The sequence below is a fragment of the Neisseria blantyrii genome, assembly GCF_962747855.1.
GTDB classification, from domain to species: Bacteria; Pseudomonadota; Gammaproteobacteria; order Burkholderiales; family Neisseriaceae; genus Neisseria; species Neisseria viridiae.
In genome coordinates this window covers 136,122-158,174 of sequence record NZ_CAUIZY010000003.1, presented here as the reverse complement: position 1 = coordinate 158,174, position 22,053 = coordinate 136,122, and the positions used below count along the sequence as shown (strand labels likewise).

The 22,053-nt window shown below is 52.9% G+C and carries 19 protein-coding genes; 17 read left to right on the top strand and 2 right to left on the bottom strand.

Going from position 1 to position 22,053, the window contains the following annotated elements:
- Positions 1-135: 135 nt before the first annotated feature.
- Entirely contained in the window at positions 136-1,206 is a 1,071-nt protein-coding gene (gene lptG / locus Q9J80_RS04420; protein WP_301674112.1) for an LPS export ABC transporter permease LptG, read from the bottom strand.
- Positions 1,203-2,318 (bottom strand): LPS export ABC transporter permease LptF, encoded by a 1,116-nt coding sequence (gene lptF, locus Q9J80_RS04415; RefSeq protein WP_301674113.1) that lies wholly within the window; start codon positions 2,316-2,318, stop codon positions 1,203-1,205. The genes lptG and lptF overlap by 4 nt, the downstream gene beginning before the upstream one ends.
- A gap of 151 nt (positions 2,319-2,469) precedes the next feature.
- Here lptF and Q9J80_RS04410 point away from each other — a divergent pair, with 151 nt between their 5' ends.
- The 17 genes from Q9J80_RS04410 to cas3 all read left to right on the top strand — a co-directional run bounded on the left by Q9J80_RS04410 (position 2,470) and on the right by cas3 (position 22,037).
- On the top strand, positions 2,470-3,876 hold the full coding sequence (locus Q9J80_RS04410; protein WP_301674114.1) for a leucyl aminopeptidase: 1,407 nt from the start codon (positions 2,470-2,472) through the stop codon (positions 3,874-3,876).
- Between the two features lie 62 nt (positions 3,877-3,938).
- Positions 3,939-4,379, top strand: a complete 441-nt coding sequence (locus Q9J80_RS04405; RefSeq protein ID WP_301674115.1) for a DNA polymerase III subunit chi — start codon at positions 3,939-3,941, stop codon at positions 4,377-4,379.
- 259 nt (positions 4,380-4,638) lie between these two features.
- On the top strand, positions 4,639-5,457 hold the full coding sequence (locus Q9J80_RS04400) for an FKBP-type peptidyl-prolyl cis-trans isomerase (protein WP_301674116.1): 819 nt from the start codon (positions 4,639-4,641) through the stop codon (positions 5,455-5,457).
- 106 nt (positions 5,458-5,563) lie between these two features.
- Positions 5,564-6,190, top strand: a complete 627-nt coding sequence (gene purN, locus Q9J80_RS04395; RefSeq protein WP_301674201.1) for a phosphoribosylglycinamide formyltransferase — start codon at positions 5,564-5,566, stop codon at positions 6,188-6,190.
- A gap of 15 nt (positions 6,191-6,205) precedes the next feature.
- Positions 6,206-6,877, top strand: a complete 672-nt coding sequence (locus Q9J80_RS04390) for a DUF3108 domain-containing protein (RefSeq protein ID WP_301674117.1) — start codon at positions 6,206-6,208, stop codon at positions 6,875-6,877.
- Between the two features lie 96 nt (positions 6,878-6,973).
- Entirely contained in the window at positions 6,974-7,396 is a 423-nt protein-coding gene (locus Q9J80_RS04385) for an OsmC family protein (RefSeq protein ID WP_301674118.1), read from the top strand.
- 522 nt (positions 7,397-7,918) lie between these two features.
- On the top strand, positions 7,919-8,635 hold the full coding sequence (locus Q9J80_RS04375) for a GntR family transcriptional regulator (protein ID WP_002212831.1): 717 nt from the start codon (positions 7,919-7,921) through the stop codon (positions 8,633-8,635).
- A gap of 155 nt (positions 8,636-8,790) precedes the next feature.
- The gene (locus tag Q9J80_RS04370) at positions 8,791-9,693 is read left to right on the top strand and encodes a LysO family transporter (protein ID WP_301674119.1); all 903 of its coding nucleotides are present in this window, start codon (positions 8,791-8,793) and stop codon (positions 9,691-9,693) included.
- Between the two features lie 42 nt (positions 9,694-9,735).
- Positions 9,736-10,509, top strand: a complete 774-nt coding sequence (locus Q9J80_RS04365) for a DeoR/GlpR family DNA-binding transcription regulator (RefSeq protein ID WP_301674120.1) — start codon at positions 9,736-9,738, stop codon at positions 10,507-10,509.
- A gap of 110 nt (positions 10,510-10,619) precedes the next feature.
- Positions 10,620-12,308 carry a glutamine--tRNA ligase/YqeY domain fusion protein gene (locus Q9J80_RS04360; RefSeq protein ID WP_301674202.1) on the top strand — a complete coding sequence of 563 codons (1,689 nt, stop codon included), beginning with the start codon at positions 10,620-10,622 and terminating at the stop codon, positions 12,306-12,308.
- Between the two features lie 92 nt (positions 12,309-12,400).
- A complete protein-coding gene (gene gshB / locus Q9J80_RS04355) occupies positions 12,401-13,357 on the top strand; it encodes a glutathione synthase (RefSeq protein WP_301674203.1) in 957 nt (318 codons plus the stop codon).
- Positions 13,358-13,668: 311 nt separating this feature from the next.
- Positions 13,669-14,052 (top strand): diacylglycerol kinase, encoded by a 384-nt coding sequence (locus tag Q9J80_RS04350; RefSeq protein ID WP_250314213.1) that lies wholly within the window; start codon positions 13,669-13,671, stop codon positions 14,050-14,052.
- 138 nt (positions 14,053-14,190) lie between these two features.
- Positions 14,191-14,664, top strand: coding sequence for a copper chaperone PCu(A)C (locus tag Q9J80_RS04345; protein ID WP_301668544.1), 474 nt, complete (start codon positions 14,191-14,193; stop codon positions 14,662-14,664).
- A 125-nt stretch (positions 14,665-14,789) separates the two neighbouring features.
- A complete protein-coding gene (mnmA, locus tag Q9J80_RS04340) occupies positions 14,790-15,893 on the top strand; it encodes a tRNA 2-thiouridine(34) synthase MnmA (RefSeq protein WP_301674121.1) in 1,104 nt (367 codons plus the stop codon).
- 70 nt (positions 15,894-15,963) lie between these two features.
- Complete coding sequence (locus Q9J80_RS04335; RefSeq protein ID WP_301674122.1) at positions 15,964-17,634, top strand: AMP-binding protein; 1,671 nt, start codon at positions 15,964-15,966, stop codon at positions 17,632-17,634.
- Between the two features lie 111 nt (positions 17,635-17,745).
- The gene (pyrG, locus tag Q9J80_RS04330) at positions 17,746-19,380 is read left to right on the top strand and encodes a CTP synthase (RefSeq protein WP_301674123.1); all 1,635 of its coding nucleotides are present in this window, start codon (positions 17,746-17,748) and stop codon (positions 19,378-19,380) included.
- Positions 19,381-19,532: 152 nt separating this feature from the next.
- A complete protein-coding gene (gene cas3, locus Q9J80_RS04325) occupies positions 19,533-22,037 on the top strand; it encodes a CRISPR-associated helicase Cas3' (RefSeq protein ID WP_301669668.1) in 2,505 nt (834 codons plus the stop codon).
- Positions 22,038-22,053: the final 16 nt, after the last annotated feature.

Here is a 22,053-nt window from a genome sequence, read left to right as displayed (position 1 = left end):
CACTGCTATCATAGACTAGTTTTAACAAAAATGGAACTGTTATGACAGGTAATGCAATAGGGAACGGCTATCTGTCTGCGGGAATGTGTCAATGAAAACAAATGCCGTCTGAAGAGAGGTTCAGACGGCATTTGTTCAACGTTTTTCCTGTTTGCGTATCAGCCAAACGGCGAGCAGGGCGAAGGCTATGGTAGGCAGTGAGCCGGCGAGGAAGGGTGGGATGCCGTAGAGCTGGGCGGTAAACCCGAAGAGCCTGCCGGCAAAGTGGAACAGCAATCCGAGGCAGATGCCGCCGAAGAGTTTCAAGCCCATATTGCCGTGGCGCGTGGTTTGCGGGGTGAAGGCGAAGGCAACAAGCGCCATTATCCATGCGGCTACGGGATACACCAGCTTGCGCCACCATGCGATGGCATAGACTTGGGTATTTTGGTTGTTTTTTTCCAGATGGTCGATGTAGGTAGTCAATTCACCAACAGACATTTGGTCGGGCTTGACGAGCAATACATCCATCAGGTTGCGTTTGACAGAAATCGGCCAGTTTTCTTCGGCAGCAGTGGAGACCTCGACTTTATCTTCGCCCAATATGCTGCGGCGGATATTTTTCAGCTGCCAGCTGCCGTCGGGATTCAAAACGGCTGATTCGGCTTCTTCCGCTTGGGTCAGTTCGTTTTTATCGTTGCGCTGCCAAATTTTGATGCCCAAAAGCGTATGGTCGGGCAACATTTCGCGCACGTTGATAATACTGTTTTTTTCTTTCAGCCAAAGGCCGGTATTGCCGGTACTGATTTTGCCGTTGATGGCGGCGGCTTTGATGTTTTCGGCTTTTTGGCTCATCGTGGGGGCAACCCATTCGCCAAGAGAGACGGTGGCAATGGCAAAAATCAAACCGAACTGCGACAGAATCAACAGCAGCTTTTTGGTGCTCATACCGCTGGCTTTGATAACGGTCAGCTCGCTGCCGGAAGCCAGTTGGCTGAGGGAAATCAGGCCGCCGATGAGGACGGCGAGAGGCATGAGTTCGTAGGCGCGCGCGGGCATCTGCATGAGGACGTATTGCGCCATGGTTGCGCCGTTATAGCTGCCTTTGCCTAAGTCGCCGACTTCGTTGATGATTTCAAAAAAGCTGTACAGGGCAAGGAAGGCAAGGAGGGCGTAAACCGCCATAACCGCCATTTGGCGGATGATGTAACGTGAAATCAGGTTCATTTTCCGCCTTTCAATGTCAGACTTTTGCCAACCGCCTGCCAGAAGGGCTGGCTGGGCATACTGCGGACGCGCAGAAGTACGATTGCGATGACGAACATGATGATGTGCATGGGCAGCAGTCCGAGCCAGAAATGGATTTTGCCGTCTTCCACGGCGTTGCGCAGGAAGGTCAACCCGTTTTGGTAAACCAAAAACAAACCGATGGCAATCAGGATATTGTAGGTATGGCCGCTGCGCGGGTTGAAATAGGAAAGCGGCACGGCAAGCAGGCACAGCAACAAAACGCTGACGGTCAGCGAGATGCGCCACATCAATTCCGCCTGGTGTTGGGGATTGCTGCTGCCGATGAGCTGGGATGTCGGGATGGTGCGGCGGTGGGAAACAGGGTCGATGAGTTTGGGCGTGGTGCTGATAATCAGGCTGAGGTTTTGGAAGGAAACGCGGTTGTAGTCGGCGCGTCCGGGCGTGCCGCTGTATCGGTAGCCGTTGCGCAGGTCGAGTGTGCGCTTGTTGTCGTTCAGCGAGAAATTGCCTTCTTTGGCGAAGATAATGTTGTCGTTGCCGTTTTTGTCCTGTTCGCGCAGGAACAGGTTTTTCATGATGCCGGATTCGGTATCGAAGGTTTCGACGAAGTAAACCCTGCCGTTGCGTTTACCCAAGCTGTTGAACTCGCCTGCCTCCACCAAAGACAATTCTTGTTTCTGCTTGAGGATTTCGGCGTATTCGCGGCTGCGTAGTTCCGCCCACGGCATCACCCAAAGCTGCATGACGGCAATCAAAATGGCAAACGGCACGGCAAACTGCATGACCGGGCGTATCCATTGTTTCAATGCCAATCCGCAGGAGAGCCAGACCGACATTTCGCTGTCGCGCCAGTAGCGGGTTAACACGGTCAGCGTGCTGATGAACGCGGTCAAAACCAGCAACAGCGGCGTCATACCGATGACCCAGAAGCCGACTAAGGCCAGAACGGCATCGATGGCGACACGCCCGTCGGCTGCGCGGCCAAGCAGGTTGATGGCCTGCGTGGACACCAATACCGCCAAGAGGACGACGAAAATGCCGACGGCGGTAAAGGAAAGTTCTTTAATCAGGTTTCTTTGGTAAATCATGGGTTCCGGCTTCGGCTGGCAACAGGCGGTGGTATCGGTAAGGTTTCGGACAGGCTTTCAAATGGAGTACAATCAGACCGTCTTTTCAGACGGCATTTGAACGGATGCCGTCTGAATTTCCCGATAAACCGTCTCAATCAGGAGAATAAACGTGGAATTTAGCACAAAAACCGAAATCTTGCAGGAACGGCAGGCAGGTGCGCTGCTGTTTGTCTGTGCCGACAAAGCACCCGATCGCAACACCGCCGCACATGCGCTCTTCTCTGCTTTGGAAGAGGGTCAAAATTTCGCCGACACCAAAATCCCGACGGACAACGGTTTGCAGGCAGTCGCCGTATGCCGTCTGAAAAGCACCGGCCGCGCCGCATTGAACAAAGCCGCAGCCGAAGCCGCCAAATGGGCGCAAAATCAAGAAACGGTCAATGTGGACGTTCACGCCTTTGAAGAAGCGCAAGCCGCCGCTGTTGCCGAAGCCTTTGCCATCGCGTTCGGCAACGCCGCCTACCGTTTCGACCGCTATAAAAAAGAAGCCAAGCCCGCCAAATTCGCACAAGCCGTGTTCCACACCGCACACGAAGCCGCCGTCAAAGAAGCCCTGCGCGTCGCCGAAGCGCAGGTTTACGGACAAAGCCTCTGCCGTGACTTGGGCAATGCCGCGCCGAACGAATGCACGCCCGAATTTTTAGCGCGTACCGCCAAAGCCGAAGCCGAAAAATTGGGCGCACACGCCAAAATCATTGAAAAAGACTACATCAAAGAAAACATGGGTTCGTTCTGGTCTGTCGCCAAAGGCAGCGTCGAAGACCCATATTTGGTCGAACTGAGCTATTTCGGTGCGGCCGACAAAGAAGCCGCGCCTGTGGTATTGGTCGGCAAAGGCATTACCTTCGACACCGGCGGCATTTCCCTCAAACCCGGCCTGAACATGGACGAAATGAAGTTCGACATGTGTGGCGCGGCAACCGTCATCAGTACCTTCTGCGCCGCCGTCAAACTGCAACTGCCGATCAACCTCATCGCCATCGTCGCCACCTGCGAAAACATGCCTTCCGGCGCAGCCAACAAACCGGGCGACGTCGTGAAAAGCATGAAAGGCCTGACGATTGAAGTGTTGAACACCGATGCCGAAGGCCGTCTGATTTTGTGCGACGCGCTCACTTACGCCGAACAATTCAAACCTAAAGCCGTCATCGACGTTGCCACTCTGACCGGCGCGTGCATCATCGCCCTGGGTCATGACGTCAGCGGCGTGATGGGCAACAATCAAGATTTGGTCGACAGCCTGCTGGCCGCCTCCCGCAACGTGGACGACAAAGCGTGGCAACTGCCGCTCTTTGAAACCTACAAAGACCAGCTCAAGTCCAATTTTGCCGACATCCCCAATATCGGTACGCCCGGCGCGGGCACGATTACCGCCGCCACCTTCCTGTCTTACTTTACCGAAGACTACCCGTGGGCGCATCTTGACATCGCGGGTACGGCGTGGAAATCCGGTGCGGAAAAAGGCGCGACCGGCCGCCCCGTTCCCTTGTTGCTGAACTATCTGCGGAATCTTTAATTTTGCCAAAATGCCGTCTGAAGCCTTTCAGACGGCATCATCCTATCAAATGTTCAAACAATATGCCGAAAGTTACCTTTTACACGCACGTTGCCCAAGTTCCGATTTTCACCTGCCGCCTGATTGCCCGTGCGATTCGGGACGGCGGCAGGATACTGGTGTGGTCCGATTCGTTCGGGCAGCTTCAGGAATTGGACAAAATGCTTTGGCAATACGAGGCCGAGAGTTTCATTCCGCACGAAATTTGGGCAACGGAAGAAGCCATGCCGTCTGAAACATCCGTCCTGCTTGCCTGCGGCGGCAATCCGCCCCGAATTCCCGAAGGCATGACTGTTTTGAACCTGTCCGACGGTTTTTGGAACACCGCTCCGGTCTTGCCCGCACGCGTTTTGGAAATCGTCGGCAACAGCCTGGAAGAACTCGCCGACGCGCGCGAACGCTTTGCCGCCTACCGCCGAAGCGGTTTTGCCATCGAACATCACGGCATGGAGGGCAAGGCATGAAATGCCGTCTGAAATGTCGCATTTACAAAATTTAAACAGGCTTGATTCTATTTGATTAAAATTTCCTTATCGGTTGAACCCCACCACTTGGACATCTGTCCTTCGGGGCGGTAGAATCAGACCTTATTTGGGAAGGTTTAATCCCTTCCAAAACAGGGCAACACACAGATTGACGCTTTATGTGTCATCCTGTGTGTTGAAACATTCAAACTCGGCTATAATCCCGTTTTTCCGACCTTATTAACAGCGAAGAGCTATTATGAACAAAATTTTCAAAATCAGCGCACTGACCCTTGCCGCCACTTTGGCACTTTCCGCCTGCGGCAAAAAAGAAGCTGCTCCCGCATCTGCATCCGAACCTGCCGCCGCTTCTGCCGCGCAGGGCGACACCTCTTCAATCGGCAGCACGATGCAGCAGGCAAGCTATGCGATGGGTGTGGACATCGGACGCTCCCTGAAGCAAATGAAGGAACAGGGCGCGGAAATCGATTTGAAAGTCTTTACCGAAGCCATGCAGGCAGTGTATGACGGCAAAGAAATCAAAATGACCGAAGAGCAGGCTCAGGAAGTCATGATGAAATTCCTGCAGGAGCAGCAGGCTAAAGCCGTAGAAAAACACAAGGCGGACGCGAAGGCCAATAAAGAAAAAGGCGAAGCCTTCCTGAAGGAAAATGCCGGCAAAGAAGGTGTGAAAACCACCGCTTCCGGCCTGCAATACAAAATCACCAAACAGGGCGAAGGCAAACAGCCGACCAAAGACGACATCGTTACCGTGGAATACGAAGGCCGCCTGATTGACGGTACGGTATTCGACAGCAGCAAAGCCAACGGCGGCCCGGCCACCTTCCCCTTGAGCCAAGTGATTCCGGGTTGGACCGAAGGCGTACAGCTTCTGAAAGAAGGCGGCGAAGCCACGTTCTACATCCCGTCCAACCTTGCCTACCGCGAACAGGGTGCGGGAGAAAAAATCGGCCCGAACTCTACTTTGGTATTTGATGTGAAACTGGTTAAGGTTGGTGCACCCGAAAATGCACCTGCCCAACAGCCGGCACAAGTCGATATCAAAAAAGTAAATTAAGTCCGAACCCTTGCCCGAAACAGGTTTTCGGGCATTTTTACGGCAAATGCCGTCTGAAGCCACCAAACAGCGGTTCAGACGGCATCCCTTTCAAAAGCGCACCATTATGAAAAACATCGTCATCCTGATTTCCGGACGCGGCAGCAATATGCAGGCAATCGTCAATGCCGCCATTCCCAACGTCCGTATTGCCGCCGTGTTAAGCAACAGCGAAACGGCGGAAGGACTGAAATGGGCGGCCGGTCAGGGTATTCCGACCGACAGCCTGAATCATAAAAACTTTGCGTCCCGGCTTGCCTTCGATACCGCCATGATGGAAAAAATCGACGCATATCAACCCGACTTGGTGGTTTTGGCGGGTTTTATGCGGATTCTGACCCCCGAGTTCTGCGCCCATTACGAAGGCAGGCTGATGAACATCCATCCGTCCGTCCTGCCCTCGTTTACCGGGCTTCATACGCACGAACGCGCTTTGGAGGCGGGCTGCCGCGTTGCCGGCTGCACCATCCATTTCGTTACCGCCGAACTGGATTGCGGCCCGATTGTATCGCAAGGGGTTGTGCCGATACTTGATGGTGATACGGCAGACGATATTGCCGCCCGGGTTTTGGCTGTCGAGCATAAACTTTATCCGAAAGCCGTTGCCGATTTTGCCGCCGGCCGCCTGATTATCGAGGGAAACCGCGTCAGAAATTCGGAAAGCGCCGATGCCGCCCGTTTCCTGACGGCGTAAACCGGGCGGGAGCAAATGATGAAGACTTTTAAAAATATATTTTCCGCCGCCATTTTGTCCGCCGCCCTGCCGTGCGCGTATGCGGCAGGGCTGCCCCAATCCGCCGTGCTGCATTATTCGGGCAGCTACGGCATTCCCGCCACGATGACATTTGAACGCAGCGGCAATGCTTACAAAATTGTTTCCACGATTAAAGTGCCGCTGTACAACATCCGTTTCGAGTCCGGCGGTACGGTTGCCGGCAATACCCTGCACCCTACCTACTATAAAGACATACGCAGGGGCAAACTGTATGCGGAAGCCAAATTCGCCAACGGCAGCGTAACCTACGGCAAAGCGGGCGAGAGCAAAACCGAGCAAAGCCCCCGGTCTATGGATTTGTTCACGCTTGCCTGGCAGTTGGCGGCAAACGACGCGAAACTCCCTCAGGGGCTGAAAATTACCAACGGCAAAAAACTTTATTCCGTCGGCGGTTTGAATAAGGCGGGTACGGGAAAATACAGCATAGGCGGCGCGGAAACCGAGGTTGTCAAATATCAGGTTCGGCGGGGGGATGATACGGTAAGCTATTTCTTCGCGCCGTCCCTGCACAATATTCCGGCGCAAATCAGTTATACCGACGACGGTAGAACCTATACCTTGAAACTCAAATCGGCACAAATCGACGGGCGGCCCGCCACGCCTTAGGCAGGTGTCACGGGCTTTTGTGCCGGCCGCTTGAAATTGTTTGCAACAACGCCATATGCAGGGCGGTTTTAATGTGATTATCCGGAAGGAGGAACGATGCAGGTTACATCAAAATGGATAGACGGAATGTGCTTTGTCGGCACGGCGGAAGGAGGGCACAGCGTCGTTATGGAGGGTTCGGCGGCGGAAGGCGCGGTCAAGCGCGGGCCCAGCCCTTTGGAAATGCTGCTGTTGGGCGTGGCGGGCTGTTCGAGCATCGATGTGGTGATGATTGCCGAAAAACAGCGTCAGAAAGTGACTGACTGCCGTGCGACGGTTACGGCGAAACGGGCGGACGATGCGCCGCGCGTGTTTACCGAAATCCACATCCATTTCAAGGTAATCGGGCATGATTTGAAAGAATCGGCCATTGAGCGCGCCGTTCAGATGTCTGCCGAAAAATACTGTTCGGCTTCGATTATGTTGGGCAAAGCGGCAAAGATTACCCACAGTTTTGAAATTGCCGGGGCAGATAAATAGGCATCGGGCGGCATTATGGAGAAACGGCTGATGCCGTCTGAAGGGGAAAGGTGCGGCAGGCAATCCGGAGGCGCATAAAAAAGCAGATATATTCGGACTGCACCTCCCGAATATATCTGCCTGCTGTTTCCTCTTTATTCAGCCTTTATAATACTTGGACTTGTCGGGGTATTGTGCAGGCTTGATTCCGGATTGTCAACAATTTTCGGTCAAATTTTAAATGCCGCGTTTTAAAATGATACCCGCCTGCTTCTGCGGGCGGGCGGAAGGCGGGAATCCCGTTATTTTAAGCCATATATTAATTTATTGAATTATAGTGGATTAAATTTAAACCAGTACGGCGTTGCCTCGCCTTGCCGTACTATCTGTACTGTCTGCGGCTTCGTCGCCTTGTCCTGATTTAAATTTAATCCACTATAAAATAAATTTGTGTAATACTTTAATTTCTCCGACACGATTTGAAACACAGCTGTCTTAAAACATCTTAAAAAAACTTGAAAGCGTAAAAATACGGAAAACATCATGAACTTTGAAAACGACGACATTATCCATGCGCCGACCACGTCTTCCCTGATTCTCGAAGAGCGGCACGATTCGGAACTGTTCCGTGTTTACGCCCTGATTTTGGACGGCATTACCGATCAGGTGCTGCTGCCCGGCAAAAAGCTGACCGAGTCCGAACTTTGCCGTCAGATGGTGTGTTCGCGCAACACCGTCCGCGGCGCGCTGTCGCTTTTGGCGCACGACAAGATTGTCGATTTGCAACCCAACAGGGGCGCGTTCGTCCACGTTCCCGATTTGAAAGAAATGCAGGATGTGTTCAATGCGCGCATCGAAATGGAGACGATGATTTTGAACATCCTCGCAGACCTGCCGGATTTGGAAACGCGCCTCAAGCCGCTTTATGCGATGATAAGGCGCGAAGAAGAGGCTTCCGGCAGGGGCGACCGCGTCGGCTGGAACCGCCTGTCCAATGCCTTCCACGTCGAACTGGCGCGCCTGGTGGGCAACGATGTGCTGTTCGACATTATGAATACGCTGTGCGCGCGGTCTTCCCTGATTGTCGCCGTGGCGGGCGTGCATCGCGAGGAAAAACACGCCATCAATACGCACACGCATTCCGAACACCGCGAAATCCTCGACCTGCTGCTGGCAGGCAGGCGCAACCGCGTGGTCAAAATCCTGCGCCGCCATTTGGGCAACTGTATGGAACGCTTGGAAAAGACTTTGGAAGATTGAATGCCTGATGGAGAGAAAACCGTCTGAATCAGATGTTCAGGCGGTTTTTTAATGGCGAACCTGATGCCGTCTGAAATATGGATGCGGGTATCTGCAATTTTCAGACGGCAATTTTTAAGCCGCACATATCATGCGGCAATAAAGGAGGTCAGGAGATGAACAGCCTGATGACGTTGCTTTCGGTATTGGTACCGATGTTTGCCGGATTTTTTATCCGTGTTCCCAAGCCTTACCTGCCCGCTTTGGACAAGGTGCTGTCGGTTTTGGTATATGCCGTGCTGCTGCTGATCGGCGTATCGTTGTCGCGCGTGGAGGATTTGGGTTCGCGGTTGGACGATATGGCGTTGACGGTTCTGTGGCTGTTTGTTTGTACGGTCGGGGCGAACCTGCTTGTCTTGGCAGTTTTAGGAAAGTTGTTCCCGTGGCGGATAGGGGGAAAAGGGAAGGGCGTTTCGGTCGGCGTGTCGGGCAGTGTGGGACAGCTCGGATGCGTGCTGCTCGGTTTTGTGTCCGGCAAATTGATGCGCGATATTTGGATGCCGTCTGAAAACGCGGGTATGTACTGCCTGATGCTGCTGGTGTTCCTCATCGGCGTACAGCTCAAAAGCGGCGGCGTGCCGTTGCGGCAGGTTTTGCTTAACCGGAGGGGCATCTGGCTGTCGGTTTGGTTTATATTGTCATCCCTTTCGGGCGGGCTGCTGTTTGCCGTTTTGACAGACGGCGTGTCGTGGGCGAAGGGTTTGGCGATGGCTTCTGGCTTCGGCTGGTATTCCCTCTCGGGTTTGGTGATGACCGAGGCTTACGGCGCGGTATGGGGTAGCATCATGCTGTTGAACGACTTGGCACGAGAACTGTTTGCATTGGCATTTATCCCGCTGCTGATGAAGCGTTTTCCGGATGCAGCGGTGGGGGTTGGCGGTGCGACCAGTATGGATTTCACATTGCCCGTGATTCAGGGTGCGGGCGGTTTGGAAGTCGTGCCGGTAGCGGTCAGCTTCGGCGTGGTGGTCAATATTGCCGCCCCGTTTCTGATGGTGTCGTTTTCCGCTTTGGGTTGAACGCGGTAAAATCGGCATCCCGATGCAAGGAGGCAGAAAACGATGAAACCGAAAATCCAAAGGCACGGAGAGGTTTTAAGCCTTGTCCGCCGGCATCAGTTTATGTCGGTGGACGAGCTTGCCGCCGCATTGGACGTTACCCCGCAGACGATACGCCGCGACATCCGCGAGTTGGAGGAGGGCGGCAGCCTGAAACGCCATCACGGCGGCGCATCTTCGGGCGGAAACTTGCCGGAGGGTCTGCCCGCCGACCGGCAAACCCGGTGTCAAAACGAGAAAAACGCCATTGCCCAGCTGATTGCGGAACACATCCCCGACGGTTCGTCGCTGTTTGTCAGTATCGGTACGACGATGGAGGCTGTGGTGTCGGAGCTGGTCAGGCGGCGCGGCAGCCTGAGGGTAATTACCAACAATATCCACGCCGCCTCGATTGCTTCGGCACGGACGGATTACACGGTCATCATCACATCCGGCGTTGTCCGTCCCCTAGACGGCGGCATTACCGGCGTGGCGACCGTCGACTTTATCAACCAGTTCAAAGTCGATTATGCCGTGATGAGCACGCACGGCGTGGAAAGCGACGGTTCGCTTTTGGACGACGACTACAAAGAAGTCAGCGTGATGCAGGCGATGATGGCCAACGCGCGCGTCCGCTTCCTCGGCGTGGACCACAGCAAATTCCGCAGCAACGCGCTGGTCCGGCTTGGCGACATTACGGCGTTTGACAAAGTATTTACCGACCGGCTGCCCGATACCGCGATGCAGAAGATGCTGAAAGAGGCGGGGGTGGAATGCCTGATTGCCGATGCCGTCTGAACGCTATGTCAAAGCGCACAAGTCGGGTACAATAAACACATCATCAAACCGCTTCAGACGGCATCCCGATAACATTTATGCCGTCTGAAACCATCCATTTGAAGAAAACCATGCTCAATAAAGACCAATTCGCGGACAACCATTTCATCCGCACCATTATCGATGAAGACCTCAAAAGCGGTAAACATACAGCCATCCAAACCCGTTTCCCGCCCGAGCCCAACGGCTATTTGCACATCGGCCACGCCAAATCCATCTGCCTGAACTTCGGTTTGGCGTATATTTATGACGGCTTGTGCAACCTGCGTTTTGACGATACCAACCCTGAAAAAGAAAACGACGAATACGTCAACGCCATCAAAGAAGACGTCGAGTGGCTCGGTTTCCATTGGGCGGGCGAGCCGCGTTTCGCTTCCAACTATTTCGACCGACTCTATGATTACGCCGTCGGTTTGATTAAAGACGGCAAGGCGTATGTCGATGATTTGACCCCTGAAGAAATGCGCGAATACCGTGGTACGCTGACCGAAGCAGGCAAAAACAGCCCTTACCGCGACCGCAGTATCGAAGAAAACCTCGACCTGTTCACGCGTATGAAAAACGGCGAATTCCCCGACGGCAGCAAAACCCTGCGCCTGAAAATCGACATGGCTTCGGGCAACATCAATATGCGCGATCCGGTCATCTACCGTATCCGCCGCGCCCATCACCACAACACCGGCGACAAATGGTGCATCTATCCGATGTACGACTACACGCATTGCATTTCCGATGCCATCGAAGGCATCACGCATTCCTTGTGTACGCTCGAATTTGAAGCACACCGTCCGTTGTACGACTGGGTGCTGGACAACATCCCCGCACCGCACGCCACGCGTCCGCGCCAATACGAGTTTTCCCGTTTGGAGCTTTTGTACACCATCACATCCAAACGGAAATTGAATCAGTTGGTTGTGGAAAAACACGTTTCCGGCTGGGACGATCCGCGTATGCCGACCATTTCCGGTATGCGCCGCCGCGGCTACACGCCCGAAGGCCTGCGCCTGTTTGCCAAACGCGCCGGTATTTCCAAATCTGAAAACATCGTCGACATGAGCGTGTTGGAAGGCGCGATTCGTGAAGAGTTGGAAAACTCCGCCCCGCGCCTGATGGCGGTGTTGAACCCGCTCAAAGTTACCCTGACCAACTTTGAAGCCGGCAAAACCCAAAGCCGTCGTGCCGCGTTCCATCCGAACCACGAGAAAATGGGCGATCGCGAAGTACCTGTTTCACAAACCATCTACATCGAAGCCGACGACTTTGCCGAAAATCCGCCCAAAGGCTTCAAACGCCTGATTCCCGGCGGCGAAGTACGCCTGCGCCACGGCTATGTCATCAAGTGCGACGAAGTCGTCAAAGACGCGGCGGGCAATGTGGTCGAACTCAAATGCAGCATCGACCACGACACTTTGGGCAAAAATCCCGAAGGCAGAAAAGTCAAAGGCGTGATTCACTGGGTTTCCGCCGAACACGCCGCCGAAATCAAAGTCCGCCTGTACGACCGCCTCTTTACCGTCGAGCGTCCTGATGCCGTGCGCGGCGAAGACGGCGAATACCTGCCGTTCACCGATTTCCTTAATCCTGAATCCGTCAAGGAAATCACCGCCTACGCCGAGCCTGCCGCGAAAGATTTGCCGGCAGAAAGCCGTTGGCAGTTCGAGCGCATCGGCTATTTTGTTACCGACCGCAAAGACCACGGCAAAGACACGCCGGTGTTCAACCGCACGGTCACGCTGAAAGATTCTTGGCAGCCTAAGTAAAACCCCATCCTTGCCGTCTGAATATTGTTCGGACGGCATTTCTCCTTTACCCGCGAAATGCGGCACATTCGGCACACTGGAAAGAAAATATGATGAAAGTCCTCTTTATCGCCGACCCGATGGCAAGTTTCAAAACCTACAAAGACACCACCTACGCAATGATGCGGGAGATGGCAAAACGCGGCTGGCAACTGTTTCACACATTGAGCGGGGAATTGTTTGTAAACGGCGGTCTGGTAACGGCACAGGCATCGGCATTTGAATTTTTGGGTGCAAAAGCCGATGATGATCATGCGTGGTTCAAATCCTCCGACAAAGTTCAGACGGCATTGAAAGCATTTGATGCCGTGATTATGCGTACCGATCCGCCGTTCGATATGCAATACCTCTACGCCACCCAATTACTGACGCTGGCGGAACAGCAGGGCGCGAAAGTGTTCAACAGCGGACAGGCGATGCGTGACTTCAATGAAAAACTGGCGATTTTGAACTTCAGCCGCTTTATCGCGCCCACGCTGGTAACGACCCGTTCCGCCGATGTCCGCGCATTTTTGAAAGAACACGGCGACATCATCATCAAACCGCTCGACGGCATGGGCGGCATGGGCATTTTCCGCCTGACCGAAAAAGACCCCAACATCGGCAGCATCCTCGAAACCCTGATGCAGCTTGATTCCCGCACCATCATGGCGCAACGCTACATTCCCGAAATCGTACACGGCGACAAACGCATCCTGATTATCGGCGGCGAAGTCGTCCCCTATGCTTTGGCGCGTATTCCGCAAAACGGCGAAACACGCGGCAACCTTGCGGCAGGCGGGCGCGGCGTGGCGCAGGAATTGAGCGAACGCGACCGAGAAATTGCAGAGACTCTGGCTCCCGAGCTTAAACAGCGAGGCATCCTGCTAGCCGGTTTGGACGTTATCGGCAGCAACCTGACCGAAGTCAACGTAACCAGCCCGACCGGATTCCAAGAAATTATGAAACAAAAAGGTTTCGACGTGGCGGCAATGTTTGCCGATGCCGTTGCCGCGTGGTCGGTACGTTAAACCGATGCCGTCTGAAAGGCTTTTGCTTCACAACCGCCTGGTTTGATCGGGCAGGCAGGGTTTTCTCTCAGCCGGCAGGGATGCGCTTAATACCGTACGGACACCCCGCCGACCCGTTTTCAGACGGTATATATAGTGGATTAACAAAAATCAGGACAAGGCGACGAAGCCGCAGACAGTACAAATAGTACGGAACCGATTCACTTGGTGCTTCAGCACCTTAGAGAATCGTTCTCTTTGAGCTAAGGCGAGGCAACGCCGTACTGGTTTTTGTTAATCCACTATATTGAGAACATTTTGAAAGGATACCGATGGAACCTTCCTCCTACGCGGCAGAAAAAAAAGGCAAAGGCGGCATCAGGCGCGTCATCAACGCGTTCGGCTATTCGATAGACGGCATTGCCGCCGCCTACCGTTACGAAGCGGCATTCCGTCAGGTTTTGTGGCTGAACGCGCTGCTGGTGTGCGCGGCATTTTTTTGGGTTTCCGAAACGTCCCTCCGCCTGCCGTTGATTATCGCGTCTTTTGTGTCGGTCATTGTCGAACTGTTCAACACTGCCGTCGAAGCCGCCGTCGATCATACTTCGACTGAAAAACACGAGCTGGCCAAACGTGCCAAAGACGCAGGTTCTGCCGCACAATTGTTCGCCATGCTGATGTTGGCGGCGGTTTGGCTGTCCGCCCTGTTCGGGTAAAAAGCTTGCAGCAGGATTTGTAATCCTTTGGGATTAGTATGTAGTATTTATTACTCACTTAATCTACATCAAATTTCCGAGCAGTATTTGTATGTAAGATTAAGCACATTCCCCGTCTGATATTCAAGGAGCAGAAAGATGAAAAAATTATTGGCAGCCGTGATGATGGCAGGTTTGGCAGGTGCGGTTTCCGCCGCCGGAGTCCACGTCGAGGACGGCTGGGCGCGCACCACTGTCGAAGGTATGAAAATGGGCGGTGCGTTCATGAAAATCCACAACGACGAAGCCAAACAAGACTTTTTGCTCGGCGGAAGCAGCCCTGTTGCCGACCGCGTCGAAGTGCATACCCATATCAACGACAACGGCGTGATGCGTATGCGCGAAGTCGAAGGCGGCGTGCCTTTGGAGGCGAAATCCGTTACTGAGCTCAAACCCGGCAGCTATCATGTCATGTTTATGGGTTTGAAAAAACAATTAAAAGAGGGCGATAAAATTCCCGTTACCCTGAAATTTAAAAACGCCAAAGCGCAAACCGTCCAACTGGAAGTCAAAACCGCGCCGATGCCGGCAATGGACCACGGTCATCACCATGGCGAAGCGCATCAGCACTAATCTGCTGAAAATATTTGAAATGCCGTCTGAAAAAGCCCGGGCTTTCAGACGGCATTTTTATGACCGCCTTTAAAATGTGTTAAAATCCGCCTTTAAAAACCGCCGTTTCCAACCATATTCTACGCATGAATACGACAGCAAACCCTTCCAATATCATCGTCGGGCTTTCCGGCGGTGTCGATTCTTCCGTAACTGCCGCCCTGCTCAAGCAGCAGGGTTATCAAGTGCGCGGTGTATTCATGCAAAACTGGGAGGACGACGACAACGACGAATATTGCAGCATCAAACAGGATTCGTTCGATGCCATCGCCGTTGCCGATATTGTCGGCATCGATATCGACATCGTTAATTTCGCCGCGCAATATAAAGACAAAGTCTTTGCTTATTTTCTAAAGGAATACAGTGCGGGGCGCACGCCGAATCCTGATGTGTTGTGCAATGCCGAAATCAAATTCAAATGCTTTTTGGACTACGCCGTAGGGCAGGGCGCGGATACCATCGCCACCGGACACTATGCGCGCAAAGAAGTTCGCAACGGCGTGCATTACCTGCTCAAAGGTTTGGATCGAAACAAAGACCAAAGCTATTTCCTCTACCGCCTTAAACCTTTCCAACTCGAACGCGCGATTTTCCCGTTGGGCTGTTTGGAAAAACCCGAAGTACGCCGCCTTGCCGCCGAGTTCAAACTGCCGACCGCTGCCAAAAAAGACAGCACGGGCATCTGTTTCATCGGCGAGCGTCCGTTCCGCGAGTTCCTGCAAAAATACCTGCCGACCAACAACGGCAAAATGGTTACGCCCGAAGGGAAAACCGTCGGCGAACACGTTGGGCTGATGTTTTACACATTGGGTCAGCGCAAAGGTTTGGGCATCGGCGGCGGGGGCGAACCGTGGTTTGTTGCGGCTAAAGATTTGACGAAAAACGAACTGATTGTCGTGCAAGGACACGACCATCCGCTGCTCTATACCCGCAGCCTTGTGATGAACGATTTGAGTTTCACGCTGCCCGAACGCCCGAAAGCAGGGCGTTATACCTGCAAAACGCGTTACCGTATGGCGGACGCGCCTTGCGAATTGCGATATTTGGATGATGAAACCGCCGAGCTGGTGTTTGACGAACCGCAATGGGCGGTTACGCCGGGTCAGTCTGCCGTGCTGTACGACGGCGACATCTGTTTGGGCGGCGGTATCATCCAAACGACCGACAAACCCGTCATCATCACACGATAAAACTTATGCCGTCTGAAACGGTTTTCAGACGGCATTGTTCCGCTCAATTCCACTTTAAAGACCGATACCTATGGAAAAAATCTGGTTAGACAGTTACGAGAAGGGCGTCAGTGCCGAAATCGACATCACGCAATACAATTCCATCAGCGATGTATTCCGCCAAAGCGTGGAAAAATTTGCCAGGCTGCCCGCTTTTCAAAATATGGGCAAAACGCTGACTTATGCCGAAACCGGCAAACTGGCGACTGATTTCGCCTCTTATCTGCAAAACGTCCTCAAGCTGCCGCGCGGCGAACGTGTTGCCATTATGATGCCGAACGTATTGCAATACCCGATTGCCCTTTTCGGTATTTTGCAGGCAGGTTTGGTGGCGGTGAACACCAATCCGCTCTATACACCGCGCGAGTTGGAGCATCAGCTGAAAGACAGCGGCGCGACCGCCATCATCGTTTTGGAAAATTTCGCCAACACGCTGGAGCTGGTGCTGCCGCGCACGCAAATCAAACACGTCATCGTCGCCTCCGTCGGCGAAATGTTCGGGCTGCTTAAAGGTTCGCTGATCAATTTCATCATCCGAAAAATCAAGAAAATGGTGCCCGAATACCGTATTCGGGAAACCATTTCCTTTCAGGCGGCATTGAAAGAGGGGGCGAAGCACGTTTTCCAACCTGTCGCATTAAACCGCGAAGATACCGCGCTGTTGCAATACACGGGCGGCACGACGGGCGTTGCCAAAGGCGCGGTGCTGAGCCACGGCAACATCTGCGCCAATATGCTTCAGGCAAAAGAATGGATTAAAAACCAGTTGCGCGAGGGAAAAGAAACCGTTATCGCCGCCCTGCCGCTGTACCATATTTTCGCTTTAACCGTGAATCTGATGATTTTTGCCAATGCCGGCTCAAAAATCATCCTGATTACCAACCCGCGCGATATGAAAGGCTTTATCGGAGAACTGAAAAAACAGCGGGTTAATGTATTTATCGGCGTAAACACACTGTTTAACGCGATGGTTAACCGTCCTGATTTTGCCGAAGTCGATTTTTCAGGATTGCGACTGACTTTGGGCGGCGGTATGGCGACCCAAAAAGCCGTTGCCGAAAAATGGAAAAAAATTACCGGTACGCCTATTGTCGAAGCCTACGGTCTGACCGAAGCCAGTCCAGGCGTGTGCTGCAACCCCTTAAACATCGAATCATACAGCGGCAGCATCGGTTTGCCCGTCTCGTCCACCGAAGTAGAATTGCGCGACGCAAACGGCAAAGAAGTCCCCGTCGGGCAGCCGGGCGAATTGTGGGTAAAAGGCCCTCAAGTGATGCAAGGCTACTGGAACCGTCCCGAAGAAACCGCTAAAGCCATAGACGCGCGCGGTTTCTTGGAAACCGGCGATATTGCCGTCATGGACGAAAAAGGCTGGTTGAAGCTGGTTGACCGTAAGAAAGACCTCATTGTTGTTTCTGGTTTTAATGTTTATCCGAACGAAATCGAGGAAGTCATCGCGCATCACGGCAAAGTGATGGAAGTCGCCTGTATCGGCGTTCCCGACGAAAAAACCGGAGAAGCCCTCAAAGTATTCGTCGTCAAAAAAGACCCGTCATTGACCAAAGAAGAACTTATCGCCTTTTGCCGCACCGAATTAACCGCATATAAAGTACCGAAAAATATCGAATTCCGCGACGAGTTGCCCAAGTCCAACGTTGGCAAAATTCTGCGTCGCGAGTTGCGCCAAAGTACCGGGAAATAAAGAAAAGATGCCGTCTGAAAACAGCCGTCCACCGTTCAGACGGCATCCGCCTGTTTGCCAGAACCGCGCGCTTCACGTTAAAATCACGCATTCCAATATGGGTATTCCATCATGACCAAATTCATTTTCGTCACCGGCGGCGTTGTCTCCTCACTGGGTAAAGGTATCGCCGCCGCTTCTATTGCCGCCATCCTCGAATCGCGCGGCTTGAACGTTACCATGCTCAAGCTCGATCCTTATATCAACGTCGATCCCGGCACGATGAGCCCGTTTCAACACGGCGAAGTGTTCGTAACCGACGACGGCGCGGAAACCGACCTCGACTTGGGACACTACGAACGTTTCATCGATTCCACCATGACCCGCCGCAACAGCTTCAGCACGGGGCAGGTGTACGAAAACGTTATCGCCAAAGAACGCCGTGGCGACTACCTCGGTGGTACGGTTCAAGTCATCCCGCACATTACCGACGAAATCAAACGCCGCATCCACGAAGGCGCGGCAGGTTACGATGTGGCGATTGTCGAAATCGGCGGCACGGTCGGAGACATCGAATCGCTGCCGTTTTTGGAAGCCATCCGCCAGATGCGCAGCCAGTTGGGACGCAACAACACCCTGTTCGCCCACTTGAGCTACGTCCCCTACATCGCCGCCGCAGGCGAAATCAAAACCAAGCCGACCCAGCATACCGTTAAAGAAATGTTGAGCATCGGTTTGCAACCCGACATCCTGATTTGTCGTATGGACAGGACAATGCCTGCGGACGAACGCCGCAAAATCGCCTTGTTCTGCAACGTGGAAGAACGCGCGATTGTCGGCAGCTACGATGTGGACAGCATCTACGAATGCCCCGAAATGCTGCACGACCAAGGCATCGACAACATTATTACCGAGCAGTTGCAGCTTAACGTGCAGCAGGCGGATTTGACCGCGTGGAAAAAAATCGTCCACGCTATCCAAAACCCGAAACACACCGTCAAAATCGCGATGGTCGGCAAATACGTTGATTTGACCGAATCCTACAAATCATTGATTGAAGCCTTGAAACACGCGGGCATCCACACCGAAACCGACGTGCAGATTACCTTTGTCGACAGCGAAAACATCGAGAAAAACAAGGGTGATGTTTCCATGCTTAAAGACATGGACGCCATCCTCGTTCCCGGCGGTTTCGGTTCGCGCGGCGTGGAAGGCAAAATCGCCGCCGTGCGCTACGCCCGCGAAAACAACGTGCCATATTTGGGCATCTGCCTCGGTATGCAGATTGCGCTGATCGAATACGCCCGCGACGTGGCAGGCTTGAAAGGCGCGAACTCCACCGAGTTTGACTTGAAATGCGTCGCCCCCGTCGTCGCCCTGATTGACGAATGGCAAACCGCCGATGGCAGCGTCGAAACCCGCGACGAATCCGCCGATTTGGGCGGCACCATGCGTTTGGGCGCGCAAGAAGTCGAATTGAAAGCAGGCTGCCTCGCCGCCAAAATCTACGGCAGCAAACACATCCGCGAACGCCACCGCCACCGCTACGAAGTCAACAACAACTATGTTCCTCAGTTGGAAAAAGCAGGCTTGGTCATCGGCGGCGTATCTGCCGGACGCGAACGCTTGGTCGAAACCATCGAACTGCCGAACCACCCTTGGTTCTTCGCCTGTCAGTTCCATCCCGAATTCACTTCAAACCCGCGCAAAGGGCATCCTTTGTTTACCGCGTTTGTCAAAGCCGCGTTGAACAATAAAAAAGCCTGATAAAGCGTTACTTGATGATCAAAATGCCGTCTGAAAGCCTGACAAAGACTTTCAGACGAGCTCATTCCACAGATTTTCGATTTTTCAACACTTCGAGCCATTTATATGGCTTGTTCGTTAAATTTTGCGCGTTTTAAATTTGGAGAATCGATGTGAATTTCGACTATATAGCCCATGTCCGCCAAGACGCATCAGGAAATTGGCATCCCCATCCCCTGCAAGACCACCTGCAAAAAGTCGCCCAACTCGCCAAGCGTTTTGCAGGGCGTTACGGGGCGTTGTTTGCCGAATATGCGGGGCTTTTGCACGATTTGGGGAAATTTCAGGAAGCTTTTCAGAAATATATCCGTAATGCATCCGGTTTTGAAAAAGAAAATGCCCATTTGGAAGATGTCGAATCTACCAAGTTGCGCAAAATTCCGCATTCCACTGCCGGTGCCAAATATGCAGTAGATCACCTCAATCCGTTTTTTGGGCATTTGCTGGCGTATTTGATTGCCGGGCATCATGCCGGGCTGGCAGATTGGTATGACAAAGGCAGCCTGAAACGCCGTCTGCAACAGGCGGATGACGAGTTGGCGGTATCTTTGTCGGGTTTGGTGGAAAGTGGTTTGTCTGAAGATTTTTTCCCGTTATCAGATGATGATCTGAAGCGGGATTTTTTTGCATTTTGGAAAGACGGGGCAAAGCTGGAAGAGCTGCATATTTGGCTGCGTTTTCTCTTTTCCTGCTTGGTGGATGCCGATTTTTTGGATACCGAAGCCTTTATGAACGGTTACGCCGATGCAGATGCCGCGCTGGCTGCCGGATTGCGCCCGAAATTTCTCGGTTTGGATGAGTTGCACCGAAGATATGAGCAATATATGGCGCAACTTTTAGAAAAAGCAGATAAAAACTCATCTTTAAACCAAGAACGCCATGCCATTTTGCAGCAATGTTTTTCTGCCGCAGAAACGGACCGCACTTTGTTTTCTTTAACCGTGCCGACCGGCGGCGGTAAAACTTTAGCGAGCTTGGGGTTCGCTTTAAAACACGCACTGAAATTTGGCAAAAAACGTATTATCTATGCTATTCCTTTCACCAGTATTATCGAGCAGAACGCCAATGTTTTCTGCAAAGCATTAGGCGATGATGTGGTTTTAGAACACCACAGCAATTTAGAAGTGAAAGAAGATAAGGAAACAGCGAAAACTCGTCTTACTACGGAAAATTGGGACGCGCCGCTGGTTGTTACCACTAACGTGCAACTGTTTGAAAGCCTGTTTGCGGCGAAAACCAGCCGTTGCCGTAAGATTCACAATATTGCCGATAGCGTGGTGATTTTGGATGAAGCCCAGCAGCTTCCGCGCGATTTCCAAAAGCCGATTACCGACATGATGCGGGTGTTGGCTCGCGATTACGGCGTTACCTTTGTGCTGTGCACGGCAACTCAGCCTGAACTTGGCAAAAATATCGACGCATTCGGCCGCACCATTTTGGAAGGCCTGCCGGACGTGCGCGAGATTGTGGCAGACAAAATTGCCTTATCGGAAAAACTGCGCCGCGTCTGCATCAAAATGCCGCTGCCAAACGACGAAGCTCAAAGCTGGCAGGAAATTGCCGATGAAATCGCCGAGCGTCCGTGTGTTTTGGCGGTAGTCAATACGCGAAAACACGCCCAAAAACTCTTTACCGCCCTGCCTTCTAACGGAATCAAGCTACATTTGTCTGCCAATATGTGCGCCACACACCGCAGCGAAGTCATTGCGTTGGTTCGCCGATATTTGGCACTGTATAGCGCAGGCAGCCTGCACAAGCCTTTATGGCTGGTCAGCACGCAGTTGATTGAAGCCGGCGTGGATTTGGATTTCCCTTGCGTTTATCGGGCGATGGCAGGGCTGGACAGCATTGCCCAAGCGGCGGGGCGGTGCAACCGTGAAGGCAAACTGCCGCAGTTGGGTGAAGTAGTCGTATTCCGTGCCGAAGAAGGCGCGCCCAGCGGCAGCCTGAAACAGGGGCAGGACATTACCGAAGAGATGCTGAAAGCAGGGCTGCTTGACGACCCGCTTTCCCCGTTGGCATTTGCCGAATATTTCCGCCGATTCAACGGCAAAGGTGATGTGGATAAACACGGTATCGCAACGCTTTTGACGGCAGAAGCATCAAATGAAAATCCGCTGGCAATCAAATTCCGCACCGCAGCCGAACGTTTCCGCCTGATTGATAACCAAGGCGTGGCACTCGTTGTGCCGTTTATCCTATTGGCTCATTGGGAAGAAGATGGCATTCCGCAAATTATCAAAGCAAACGAGTTGGACGATTTTTTCAGACGACATTTGGACGGCGTGGAAGTTTCAGAATGGCAGGATGTTTTGGACAAACAACGCTTTCCTCAGCCGACTGACAACTCCTTCGGGCAAACTGACAGTCCACCGCTGCCCGAGCCGTTTGAAAGTTGGTTCAAATTTTTAGAAAGCGATCCACTCAAACACAAATGGGTTTACCGCAAGCTGCAACGTTACACGATAACGGTGTACGAACACGAACTGAAAAAGCTGCCTGCACATGCGGTTTTTTCTAGGGCAGGATTGCTGGTGTTGGATAAGGGCTATTACAAAGCCGTGCTTGGCGCGGATTTTGACGATGCAGCTTGGCTACCTGAAAATTCGGTTTTATGAAATGAAAGCAATAAGG